This is a genomic window from Clostridium sp. AT4 (assembly GCF_001517625.2).
GTDB lineage: Bacteria > Bacillota > Clostridia > Lachnospirales > Lachnospiraceae > Enterocloster.
On the sequence record NZ_LN999827.1, the window covers coordinates 180,076 to 192,352 of the forward strand.

Sequence of the window (12,277 nt, forward strand, 5' to 3'; positions counted from 1 at the left end):
CGAATTTCATCCACACCGGCTCCCGTGCTGTACAGTTTCACTTCATAAATTCCCGGCGCACGTTCTTCCATCCTGCTCACCCTTCTGTTTTATACAAACTCGTCCTTCTTATCCACACTCCGGTACTTACGTCCGTAAGCCATAATGGCGGCAATGGTCTTTCCGTCTGTGATTTTTCCCGTAAAGATCAGCTCCTCTAAATCCTTAAGCTCCCAGGCCTCTACTTCTATGACCTCATCCTCATCCAGATGCTGATGGCTTGGCACCAGATTGTGGGCAACAAAAATATCAATGGCCTCATCGCAGAAGGCTACCGTAGTATTAACACTGATCAGATATTCCAGTTTTTCTGTCTTAAAGCCCGTTTCCTCCTCCAGTTCCCGGTACGCACACTCAATTTTGGGTTCTTTGGGATCATCCAGCTTTCCTGCCGGGATCTCCAGAGTAAAACGATCCAGTGCGTTTCTGTACTGGCGCACCATGAGGATTTTTCCTTCATCCGTTACCGGCAGCACTGCCGCAGCTCCGTCATGGTGGATATAGTCCCAATGGGCCTCATGGCCGTTGGCAAGAACCGTATCCTCGTAAATCTTTAAAATATTTCCCTGATATTTTAGCTGCCGGTCCAGACGAATCACCGGCATTCCTTCATTTTCTGGTTTCTGTGCCATGTTTTTTCCTCCCCTATTTCATTTTCTGGCATTTTTCATAGCAGGCGTCTGCCGCTTTGATCACTGCATTGCGAAATCCAAATTCTTCCAGAGCAGATACTCCCGCAATGGTGGTTCCGCCCGGAGAGCAGACCTCATCCTTTAACTGCCCCGGATGCTTTCCCGTTTCCAGTACCATTTTCGCGCTTCCAAGAACGGTCTGGGCTGCCATTTCACAGGCTGTTTTACGGGGAAGCCCATATTTCACACCGCTGTCTGCCAGTGCCTCGATAAACATGTATACAAAGGCCGGAGAGCAGCCGCTGACGCAGCCCACAGCCTCCATCTGGCTCTCCTCTATCAGCTCCACGCCGCCACAGCTTTTAAAGACCGCGCAGATCTGCTCCTTTTCCTCCTCTGTAAATGGATCAGTGCCAAAGGCGATCCCCGTCATTCCCGCTCCCAGCATAGCCGGAGTATTTGGCATGGCCCGCACCACACGGATCTCATCTCCCAGCCGCTCCTTTAAACTGGAAATGGTCTGTCCCGGAGCCAAGGAGATCACCACCTGATCCTCCTCTAATACCTCGCGGATCTCATCAAATACTACATCAAAATACTGGGGCTTAACCGCAAGGATCAGATATTTGCAGCTCTGCGCGCAGGCCCGGTTGGACTCTGCATGAGGCACGCCGGTAGCTTCTGTAACCGCAGCCATCTTTTCTGCATGAGCTGCCGTAAAAATAAATCTTCCCGGCTCACAGGTCTTTAAAAGACCGTGCAGGATCGCCAGGCCCATATTTCCCATTCCGATAAAACCGATCTCAGCCATTTTAAGACCTCCTTATTCTGCATCCTTTAGTATGTTACAAAAATCAAAGGTAGCGAAGTAATCCTTTGGCGTCTCTGCCCTCCGGATCATTTCTGCCGAGCCGTCTTCTTTTAAAAGAAGCTCTGCTGATCTTAATTTTCCATTGTAATTATATCCCATGGCAAAACCGTGGGCTCCAGTATCATGGATCACCAGCAGATCACCCTTTTCAATCTCAGGCAGCATCCGGTCAATGGCAAATTTATCATTATTTTCGCACAGGGAACCCACTATATCATACATATGGTCACAGGGTGCATTTTCCTTTCCCATCACCGTAATATGATGGTAGGCGCCGTACATGGCGGGACGCATCAGGTTTACCGCACAGGCGTCTACACCCACATACTCTTTATGGGTATGCTTCTCATGGATGGCCTTTGTAACCAGACAGCCATAGGGGCCCAGCATAAAACGGCCCAGCTCTGTGCACAGCGCTACATCACCCATACCCGCAGGCACCAAAACCTCCTCATAGACCTGCCGCACCCCTTCGCCGATGGCGCGGATATCATTAGGCTCCTGATCCGGACGGTAAGGAATGCCGATACCTCCGGAAAGATTGATAAAGGAAATATGAGCCCCCGTTTCCTCATGGAGGCGGACTGCCAGCTCAAACAGGATCTTTGCCAGCATGGGGTAATACTCATTTGTCACCGTGTTGCTTGCCAAAAAGGCATGAATGCCGAAATTCTTTGCTCCCTTGGCCTTTAAGATCTTAAATGCCTCAAATATCTGTTCCGTTGTCATACCGTACTTGGAATCGCCGGGATTATCCATAATATCATTGCTGATCTTAAAAACACCGCCGGGATTAAAGCGGCAGCTGATGGTCTCAGGAATATACCCCAGCGTCTGCTCCACACACTCAATATGGGTAATATCATCCAGATTGATGATCGCCCCCAGCTTTGCAGCATAGGCAAATTCCTCCAGAGGCGTATCATTGGAAGAAAACATGATGTCGTTTCCGGAAAAACCGCAGGCCTTTGACATCATAAGCTCTGTCATGGAGGAGCAGTCCGTACCGCAGCCATACTCCTTTAAAATATTTAAAATAAAGGGATTAGGCGTAGCCTTTACCGCAAAGTATTCCTTATATCCCTTATTCCATGAAAATGCCTCCTTTAACTGTCTGGCATTTTCCCTGATCCCTTTTTCATCATACAGGTGAAACGGCGTTGGATACGTCTTTGTAATCTCCTCCAACTGCTCTTTTGTAACAAATGGTTTCTTCTCCACAGCAAATTTCCTCCTTCGTCCGCTTTGCTCCAAAACTGTAAAAAGTCTGTCTGAAAGCACAATGTCCTTGCCAAACATTGTACTCCCGGGCAGACTTCTTTGTCCAGTTCAATTTTTAGTTAATTTCTACCACACGCATGATGTTGGTCTGGGCAGCCTCCTCATGGCGTCTCGCATAGCTTACCACACCGGCAGTCAGTACAGCCAGCTTTCCGCTTTCCACGAAATTCTTTTCCTTAAGCTCCTCAATGGAATTTTCGATCAGCTCATCGGTAGAATCTGCGCGGCGGGACCATACGGGAGTTACGCCCCACTGAAGCTGCATCTGACGTACCGTAGACATACTTGGGGACATTCCCAGGATACGGGCAGCCGGCTTCCACTTGGACAGCATCATAGAGGTAAAGCCTGTAATACTTGGAACAATGATATAATCAGCGCCGATATCATGGGCAGTGGAAACAGAAGCGCAGCATACAGCGTTAGAAACGTTCTTCATGTTCTCTGCGCTTACCTTACGCTGGCGGTATGCAGTGTAATCCAGATAGCTTTCTGTCTCCTCAACAATGGAACTCATCATCTTTAACGCCTCAACCGGATACTTACCCATGGCAGTCTCGCCGGAAAGCATCACGGCGTCTGTACCGTCATACACAGCGTTTGCAACGTCTGTTACCTCTGCACGGGTCGGTCTTGGGTTACGGATCATGGAATCCAGCATCTGGGTTGCAGTAATAACAGTCTTGCAGGCCACATTACACTTGCGGATGATCATCTTCTGAATATTTGGAACCTTCTGAGCCGGGATCTCAACACCCATGTCGCCACGGGCAACCATGATGCCGTCAGCCTCAGCGATAATCTCATCCAGATTCTCAATTCCCTCTGCATTCTCAATCTTTGCAATTACCTTTATGGAAGAGCCTGCCTCATCCAGCATAGCCTTGATCTCCCGGATGCAGTCTGCCGTGCGGACAAAGGAAGCTGCAATAAAATCAAAGCCCTGCTTGATGCCGAAACGGATATCTTCCTTATCCTTCTCAGTCAGAGCCGGAAGCTTGATGCTTACGTTAGGAACATTTACGCCCTTTCTCTCGCCAAGCTCGCCGCCGTTTACAACGGTACATACGATATCTGTATCATTTACCTCATTTACCTTTAACTCGATCAGGCCGTCATCGATCAGAATGGTGTTTCCTGCAGAAACGTCCTCATTTAAGCCGCTGTAATTGATATGGCCGATGGTATCATCGCCAACGATTTCTCTGGTAGTCAGCGTATAGATCTGTCCCTCTTTTAAAGTGACCTTCTTTCCGTCCTTTAAAATGCCGGTACGGATCTCCGGTCCCTTTGTATCCAGAAGGGCTGCAACCGGAATATCCAGTTCCTTGCGCACTTCCTTTAAGATTTCCAGACGTCCCAGATGCTCTGCATAATCACCATGAGAAAAGTTAAAGCGGGCAACGTCCATGCCATTCTTTGCCAGCCCCAGCATAACATTCTTGTCATTGGTATTGGGACCCATGGTACAGATGATCTTTGTCTTTTTCATTTTAATCCTCCATTATTAAACGTAAGTTGTGTAAAGCGATCCGGCGCAGGCTTTAATATGTGGGGAAGCTGCTTCCGGGAATTTATGGAAAGAAGCAAAACCCGGACTATTCCTCAGGTTTTTCTCCTTTTTTGACATGTTTGTGCGTGTATAAATGATCCATGCAGTACTCATAACTGCCTTCGCATTTGGAACAGTAGCGGAATTCCATCCCAGGGCTGTCCTCTGAGGTGCGTCCGCAGACTGCACAGCGGTGGGGATTTTTCACCACCCGGATCTTCTCCGTCTTTTTCTGGAACTCTCTGGAACGCTTTTTCTGATAAACCGGGCCTTTTTTTCCAAAGGTAAGCCATCCAAAAAAGATACCCATAAGAGCGATGCTTAACAGAATCTCTATCCGGTCGATCAGGCTGCCTCTCACAAAAGAATAGATATACATTACCCCTTCAAATACGGCAATCCAGCTGGACTTTAAGGGAATAAGCATCATAAAAAGCACCTGCATATCCGGAAACATCAGTGCGAACACAAAGAAGAATGAGTACACCAGATAATTGGGGAACAGCGGCAGAGGCATACCTGTGATCAGGTAGATCAGCACGGAAACAGCCGCATGAAGCAGTACGCCGGATATAATATAACAGTTAAACTTAAACCGTCCCCAAACCTGCTCTACCAGCAATCCAAAAAGCCGGACACAGTAAATGCCAATGGCATTAAAAATAACAAAGCTGATCGCATCTCCACCCGTAACTGCCGGCGGATATGCAAGAAACGTTACAATTCTCCAGATCTGCCCCCGGACAACCAGCGCAGGATTCAGGATCAGATAGCCAAAAAACTCCGGAGAAAGCAGATATGTCACAACGCCCAGGATCTGCAGGCCGCATACGATGTCAATGATACTGCCTCCCATCATACGCCTCAGACTGCGCTTTGCATTATTTACAAAATGATTCATTTAAAATCCCCTCATTTCAAAACAGATCCTTCTTATTAAAAATATACGCCACAATTAAGGACAGGGCCACTGCAAATCCCAGGACGATCCAGAATCCATAGGGGCTGTCTGCAAAGGGCATCCCCTTTGGCAGCACATTCATGCCGTAAAAGCTCGCTACCATAGTCGGGATGGACAGGACAATGGTCACTGTGGCCAAAAACTTCATAACAATATTCAGGTTATTGGAAATAACGGAAGCAAAGGTATCCATAGTACCGCTTAAAATTCCATTATAAATACTCGTCATCTCCATGGCCTGCTTGTTCTCAATGATAACGTCCTCCAAAAGATCTGTATCCTCCGGATATTTCTTGATCTTGTCAAGCTTTAACAGACGCTCCAGCACCACTTCATTGGAACGGAGAGACGTGGTAAAGTATACCAGTGATTTCTGCAGCTCCAAAAGCTCGATCAGCTCTTCATTTTTCTGAGCCTGATGAAGTTTGTTTTCGATCACTTCGCTCTTCTTGTCAATGATCCTCAAATACTGCAGATACTGAGTGGCATTTTTATAAAGAATCTGCAGGATAAATCTGGTTTTCATAAATGTATGGAAATCCCTCACCCTGCCGTCCATAAAAGCGCTTAAAATGGGCGTTTCCTCCAGGCAGACCGTGATCAGCACATCCCTGGTAGTAATGATCGCCATAGGGATCGTAACAAACCAGTCTTTCCCGTTTCGCTCCTCTATAGATGGTATATCCACCAGGATCAGAGTGTATTCATCCTCTGCCTCAATACGTGAACGCTCTTCTTCATCCAGAGGCGCTTTTAAATGATCCGGATCAATGCGGCAGGCATCCGCTACATCTATGATTTCAGAAGCGGTAGGGTTCGTAAGAGCGATCCAGCTTCCGGGCTGCATCTCTTGCTTTTCATGAATCGTACCATCTTCGGTTTTAAAAATCCGTATCATGCGAACTCTCCCCCATTCTGAAATTTTACCCCCCTAATTATAGTGACTGCCTACGATTTTGTCAAATGGATTAGAACTCCATTTTACATAAAACGCAATTTTTACAAACATCCTACAATTTATTAACGTTTTTTTAACGTTCTTCCCTGATTGTATTTGCCTTGGATTTGTGCTACACTTTAGCGTGAACATTTTTGTCTGTTGCTTTTGTCACAGTTTTTATACGAATTTTATTATAAAATATACGCCGAACCAGTGCAGCCCATGTTATTTGGGGCTGCCTCTTTCATACAGAAGAGTCCTGGATCAGACTACAAAGGAGGGCAGGGTCAAAACCCGTATCTATGAATCAGATGAGTACAACTTACCGTTTAGGTGTCGATATCGGCTCCACCACCGTAAAGGTGGCTGTGCTGGATCAGGAAAACCGTATCCTTTTTTCCGACTATGAACGCCATTATGCCAATATTCAGGAAACTCTGGCAAAGCTTTTAAAAAAAGCGGTATCACAGACCGGAGATATTCTTGTTATTCCTGTGATCACCGGCTCCGGCGGCCTGACACTCTCCTCCCATCTTCATATCCCCTTTGTACAGGAGGTCGTAGCCGTTGCCTCCTCTCTTCAGGATTATGCGCCCCAGACTGACGTAGCCATTGAGCTGGGCGGTGAGGACGCAAAGATCATTTATTTTACCGGCGGAATCGATCAGCGCATGAATGGCATCTGTGCGGGAGGCACCGGCTCCTTCATCGACCAGATGGCCTCCCTGCTTCAGACGGACGCCTCCGGCTTAAATGAATATGCCAAAAATTATCAGGCGATCTACCCCATTGCAGCCCGCTGCGGTGTATTTGCCAAATCGGATATCCAGCCCCTGATCAATGACGGCGCTACCCATGAGGATCTGGCAGCTTCTATTTTCCAGGCAGTGGTAAACCAGACCATCAGCGGCCTGGCCTGTGGCAAGCCTATCCGGGGAAACGTGGCATTTTTAGGCGGTCCCCTCCACTTCCTTCCGGAGCTGAGAAAGGCATTTGTCCGTACCCTTCACCTGACGCCGGAGCAGACCATTGCCCCGGAGCACTCCCACCTGTTTGCTGCGGTGGGCGCCGCTATGAACCCTAAAGAAGATCAGACGCCCCTTTCCATAGCGGATCTGATCAAAACCCTTTCCTCCGGGGTGCAGATGGATTTTGAGGTAAAGCGCATGGAACCTCTTTTTAAAAACCAGGAAGAGTATGATGCTTTTCTTGCAGACCATGCTCACAATCATGTAAGATCCTCGGATCTTTCTTCCTATGAAGGGCTTTGTTATCTGGGTATTGATGCCGGCTCTACCACTACAAAAGTGGCCCTTGTAGGCGAGGACGGCTCCCTTTTATACCGTTTTTATGAAAATAACAACGGAAGCCCTCTTGCAGCAGCCATCCAGGCGGCCAGAGAGATAAACGAGCAGATGACAGACAAGGCAAAAATCGCATGGTCCTGCTCCACGGGATATGGAGAAGCCCTGTTAAAAGCCGCTTTTTTGCTGGACGAGGGAGAAGTGGAAACCATTTCCCATTACTATGCGGCCGCCTTCTTTGATCCTGAGGTAGACTGCATCCTGGATATCGGAGGCCAGGATATGAAGTGTATCCGCATCAAGGACGGCACCGTAGACAGCGTACAGCTAAACGAGGCCTGCTCCTCCGGCTGCGGTTCCTTCATCGAAACCTTTGCCAAAAGCTTAAATTACAGTGTAGCGGATTTTGCAAAGGAAGCACTTTTTGCCAAAAATCCCATCGATCTTGGCACACGCTGCACCGTATTTATGAATTCCAATGTAAAGCAGGCCCAGAAGGAGGGAGCGACCGTAGCAGATATCTCTGCCGGACTGGCCTACTCTGTGATTAAAAACGCTTTATTTAAGGTAATCAAAATCACAAATGCCTCTGATCTTGGAAGCCATGTAGTGGTGCAGGGCGGAACCTTCTACAATGACGCCGTGCTCCGCAGCTTTGAGCGGATCTCCGGCTGCCGGGCTGTCCGTCCTGATATCGCAGGCATCATGGGCGCCTTCGGAGCAGCCCTGATCGCCAGAGAGCGCTACCACCTGGGCGGTGAAAAAGAAACCTCTACTATGGCTTTAGACAAGATCATTTCCTTAAAATATACCACCTCCATGGCCCGGTGCAAGGGATGCAATAACCACTGTGTCCTGACTGTGAACCAGTTTGGAAGCAGCCGCCGGTATATTTCCGGAAACCGCTGTGAACGTGGCCTTGGAATAGAAAAAGCCAAAAAGGAAATTCCGAACCTTTTTGACTATAAATACCGCCGGATGTTTGACTATGAGCCCCTTCCCATGGATGAGGCAGACCGGGGCTGCGTAGGGATCCCCAGAGTTTTAAATATGTATGAAAATTTCCCCTTCTGGGCTGTATTTTTCCGTAAGCTGCGCTACCATGTGATCCTCTCTCCCCAGTCCACAAAGCAGATTTATGAGCTGGGTATTGAATCCATTCCCAGCGAATCGGAGTGTTATCCTGCCAAGCTGGTCCACGGCCATGTATCATGGCTCATCCGCCAGGGTGTGAAGTTTATCTTCTATCCCTGCATCCCCTATGAGCGCAACGAAAGCCCGGAGGCCGGAAACCATTATAACTGCCCCATGGTCACCTCCTATGCGGAAAACATTAAAAATAACGTAGAAGCCCTGGAAGAGGAACAGGTTCGCTTTATGAACCCCTTTATGGCATTTACAAACGAAAAAATCCTTACAGATGCGCTGGTAAAGGAATTTTCCAGTTCTTTCCAGATCCCTGCGGCTGAAATCCGTATGGCAGCCCATGCTGCCTGGCAGGAATTAACCACCTCCAGAGAGGATATCAAGAGAAAGGGCGAAGAAACCCTGAAATGGATGAAGGAACACGGCAGACGCGGCATTGTTCTGGCAGGACGTCCCTACCATGTGGACCCGGAAATCCACCACGGAATCCCGGATGTGATCACCTCCTACGGCTTTGCGGTGCTCACGGAAGATTCTGTTTCCCATCTAGGAAAGGTAGAACGGCCTTTAGTGGTAACAGACCAGTGGATGTACCATTCCCGCCTCTATGCGGCAGCCAGCTTTGTAAAAACCCAGGACAATCTGGATCTGATCCAGCTCAATTCCTTTGGCTGCGGTCTGGATGCCGTTACCACAGACCAGGTTTCCGACATCCTCACACGATCCGGGAAACTTTACACTGTGCTTAAAATCGACGAGGTGAATAACCTTGGCTCTGCCCGTATCCGGATCCGCTCCCTCATTGCGGCCATCCGTGTGAGAGACCAGCGCCATTATGAGCGCAAAATCATTTCCAGCGCCTATAACCGCGTGGTATTTACAAAGGAAATGAAGAAGGACTACACCCTTCTCTGCCCCCAGATGTCGCCCATCCACTTTGATCTGGTAGAGCCCGCGATCCGGGCCTTTGGCTACAATATCGAAATCCTTCAGAACCACAATAAAAATGCAGTAGATGTGGGGCTTCGCTATGTGAATAACGACGCCTGCTATCCCTCTCTCATCGTCATTGGGCAGATCATGGATGCACTTCTGTCCGGAAAATACGATTTAAACCGTACAGCCATCTTTATGACCCAGACCGGAGGCGGATGCCGCGCCTCCAACTACATAGGCTTTATCCGCCGTGCCCTTGAAAAAGCCGGCATGAGCCAGATTCCTGTGGTTTCCATCAATGCAAACGGCATGGAAACCAATCCGGGCTTTTCCATCACCCTTCCTCTGCTTACAAAGGCTATGCAGGCGGTGGTATACGGCGATATCTTTATGCGGGTTCTCTACGCGACCCGACCTTATGAAGCAGTTCCGGGAAGCGCAGATGCGCTCCATGAAAAATGGAAGAAACGCTGTATCGCCTCCCTGTCCAAGCGCTCTGCAGCTATGATGGAGTTTGGCCGGAACATCAAGGGAATCATCCACGATTTTGACCGTCTGGAGCGAAGGGATATCAAAAAGCCAAAGGTAGGAATCGTAGGAGAAATCCTTGTCAAATTCTCTCCCCTGGCAAATAACCATATCGTAGAGCTTCTGGAAGCCGAAGGAGCGGAAGCCGTGATGCCGGATCTGATGGACTTCCTGCTTTACTGCTTCTACAACAACAATTTCAAGGCAGAGCATCTGGGCAAGAAGAAGTCCACTGCCCGGCTGTGCAATGCGGGAATTGCCCTTTTGGAATACTTCCGCCGGACGGCCAGAAAAGAGCTGGCTGCAAGCAGACATTTTGCACCTCCCGCAGCCATCAATGAGCTGGCTGATATGGCAAAGGGCTTTGTATCCCTGGGCAATCAGACCGGAGAAGGATGGTTCCTTACAGGAGAAATGCTGGAGCTAATCCACAGCGGCGTGAAAAACATCGTCTGCACCCAGCCCTTTGGCTGCCTGCCAAACCATATCGTAGGAAAGGGCGTGATCAAAGAGCTTCGCAGGAATTATCCCGACTCCAATATTATTGCCGTAGACTACGATCCCGGTGCCAGCGAGGTCAACCAGTTAAACCGCATCAAGCTTATGCTGGCAACGGCGCATAAAAATCTGAAAAAAGAGATGGAACCGAAGGTTCAGGTGTAAAATTAAAGAGGATCTGCCGCACCCGATGGATATGGCAGGATCCTCTTTTTCTTTTGTATGTTAATCTTTTATTTTACCCTTCATACAGCGGATACTTATCGCAAAGTTTTGCAACCTCCGCCTTAATATACTCCTTCTTATTTTCAAAATCCGTTGCAGTCAGCCAGATACATTCTGCGATCTTTTCCATGTCCTCTTCCTTTAAACCTCTGGTGGTGACAGCCGGTGTACCGATGCGGACGCCAGAGGTAACAAAGGGGCTTCTGGGGTCATTGGGAACGGTATTTTTATTCAATGTAATGCATACATCATCACAGCGGTTCTGAAGCTCTTTTCCGGAAATATCCAGACCGCGCAGGTCAACCAGCATCAGATGATTGTCCGTACCGTCGGTTAAAAGTTTGAAGCCCTGCTTTTTAAGAGCCTCTGCAAGGGCCTTTGCATTTAAAACAACCTGATGGGCATATTCCTTAAATTCAGGCTTTAAGGCTTCGCCCAGACACACTGCCTTGGCTGCGATCACATGCTCTAAGGGACCGCCCTGGGTTCCCGGGAAAATGGCCTTATTAAAGTTAAACTTCTCTGCCGCCTCCTTATTTGCCAGGATCATGCCGCCTCTGGGGCCTCTGAGCGTCTTATGGGTGGTAGTAGTCACTACGTCTGCGTATGGAATGGGGCTTGGATGCTCTCCCGCTGCCACCAAACCTGCAATATGGGCCATATCCACCATCAGATAGGCGCCTACCTCGTCCGCAATCTCACGGAAGCGCTTAAAGTCAATGGTTCTTGCATAGGCGCTGGCTCCCGCCACGATCAGCTTTGGCTTCGATTCCCTGGCCTTGCGCTCTACCTCGTCATAGTCAATGAATCCCTGATCGTCTACGCCGTAGGGTACAATATTAAAATAAAGGCCGGAAAAGTTTACAGGACTTCCGTGGGTCAGATGGCCGCCGTGATCCAAATTCATACCCATAACCGTATCTCCCGGCTTTAACATGGCTACAAATACCGCCATATTGGCCTGTGCGCCGGAATGGGGCTGTACGTTGGCGTAATCACAGCCAAACAGCTTCTTTGCACGTTCGATTGCCAGATCCTCCACTACATCCACACACTGGCAGCCACCGTAATAGCGCTTTCCTGAGTATCCTTCCGCATACTTATTTGTAAGAACTGTTCCCATTGCCATCATTACCGGCTCCGAAACAATATTTTCAGAAGCGATCAGCTCCAGATTCTGTCTCTGGCGTCTGCACTCCGCCTGAATCGCCTCGCCCACTTCCTTGTCATAGCCTGTAATAAAATCCATAACTGTATTTACCATTGCAGCCTACCGTCCTTTCCGCTCTTTTCTGCGATTATAACCTATCTGATTATAAAATGCAATACTCCCTGATACGGACACATTTTCGGTTTTGTCTGCA

8 protein-coding genes are annotated in these 12,277 nt (G+C 48.5%); 1 reads left to right on the forward strand and 7 read right to left on the reverse strand.

Translation table 11 applies throughout. From position 1 onward, the window contains the following. Positions 1-89: 89 nt before the first annotated feature. The 6 genes from BN3656_RS04050 to BN3656_RS04075 all read right to left on the reverse strand — a co-directional run bounded on the left by BN3656_RS04050 (position 90) and on the right by BN3656_RS04075 (position 6,234). Positions 90-671, reverse strand: a complete 582-nt coding sequence (locus BN3656_RS04050; RefSeq protein ID WP_066544507.1) for an NUDIX hydrolase — start codon at positions 669-671, stop codon at positions 90-92. A gap of 13 nt (positions 672-684) precedes the next feature. Next, entirely contained in the window at positions 685-1,482 is a 798-nt protein-coding gene (gene proC / locus BN3656_RS04055) for a pyrroline-5-carboxylate reductase (protein ID WP_066544508.1), read from the reverse strand. Positions 1,483-1,494: 12 nt separating this feature from the next. Beyond that, entirely contained in the window at positions 1,495-2,763 is a 1,269-nt protein-coding gene (locus BN3656_RS04060; RefSeq protein ID WP_066545255.1) for a diaminopimelate decarboxylase, read from the reverse strand. Between the two features lie 115 nt (positions 2,764-2,878). Continuing rightward, on the reverse strand, positions 2,879-4,315 hold the full coding sequence (pyk, locus tag BN3656_RS04065; RefSeq protein WP_066544509.1) for a pyruvate kinase: 1,437 nt from the start codon (positions 4,313-4,315) through the stop codon (positions 2,879-2,881). 106 nt (positions 4,316-4,421) lie between these two features. Next, positions 4,422-5,276: a hypothetical protein gene (locus tag BN3656_RS04070; protein WP_066544510.1), complete on the reverse strand. Its 855-nt coding sequence runs from the start codon at positions 5,274-5,276 to the stop codon at positions 4,422-4,424. A 16-nt stretch (positions 5,277-5,292) separates the two neighbouring features. After that, on the reverse strand, positions 5,293-6,234 hold the full coding sequence (locus BN3656_RS04075) for a magnesium transporter CorA family protein (protein ID WP_066544511.1): 942 nt from the start codon (positions 6,232-6,234) through the stop codon (positions 5,293-5,295). A 353-nt stretch (positions 6,235-6,587) separates the two neighbouring features. Between BN3656_RS04075 and BN3656_RS04080 the strand changes: the two genes are divergently transcribed. Continuing rightward, positions 6,588-10,853 (forward strand): 2-hydroxyacyl-CoA dehydratase, encoded by a 4,266-nt coding sequence (locus BN3656_RS04080; RefSeq protein WP_066545256.1) that lies wholly within the window; start codon positions 6,588-6,590, stop codon positions 10,851-10,853. A gap of 73 nt (positions 10,854-10,926) precedes the next feature. Here the strand turns inward: BN3656_RS04080 and glyA are convergent, their stop codons facing one another. Continuing rightward, complete coding sequence (glyA, locus tag BN3656_RS04085) at positions 10,927-12,177, reverse strand: serine hydroxymethyltransferase (RefSeq protein WP_066544512.1); 1,251 nt, start codon at positions 12,175-12,177, stop codon at positions 10,927-10,929. Positions 12,178-12,277 lie beyond the last annotated feature (100 nt).

Excerpts from the sequence above, each read along its gene's own strand:
- BN3656_RS04050 (WP_066544507.1), bottom strand. The coding sequence starts at position 671 with ATGGCACAGAAACCAGAAAATGAAGGAATGCCGGTGATTCGTCTGGAC.
- proC (WP_066544508.1), bottom strand. The coding sequence starts at position 1,482 with ATGGCTGAGATCGGTTTTATCGGAATGGGAAATATGGGCCTGGCGATC.
- pyk (WP_066544509.1), bottom strand. The coding sequence starts at position 4,315 with ATGAAAAAGACAAAGATCATCTGTACCATGGGTCCCAATACCAATGAC.
- BN3656_RS04070 (WP_066544510.1), bottom strand. The coding sequence starts at position 5,276 with ATGAATCATTTTGTAAATAATGCAAAGCGCAGTCTGAGGCGTATGATG.
- BN3656_RS04075 (WP_066544511.1), bottom strand. The coding sequence starts at position 6,234 with ATGATACGGATTTTTAAAACCGAAGATGGTACGATTCATGAAAAGCAA.
- BN3656_RS04080 (WP_066545256.1), top strand. The coding sequence starts at position 6,588 with ATGAGTACAACTTACCGTTTAGGTGTCGATATCGGCTCCACCACCGTA.
- glyA (WP_066544512.1), bottom strand. The coding sequence starts at position 12,177 with ATGGTAAATACAGTTATGGATTTTATTACAGGCTATGACAAGGAAGTG.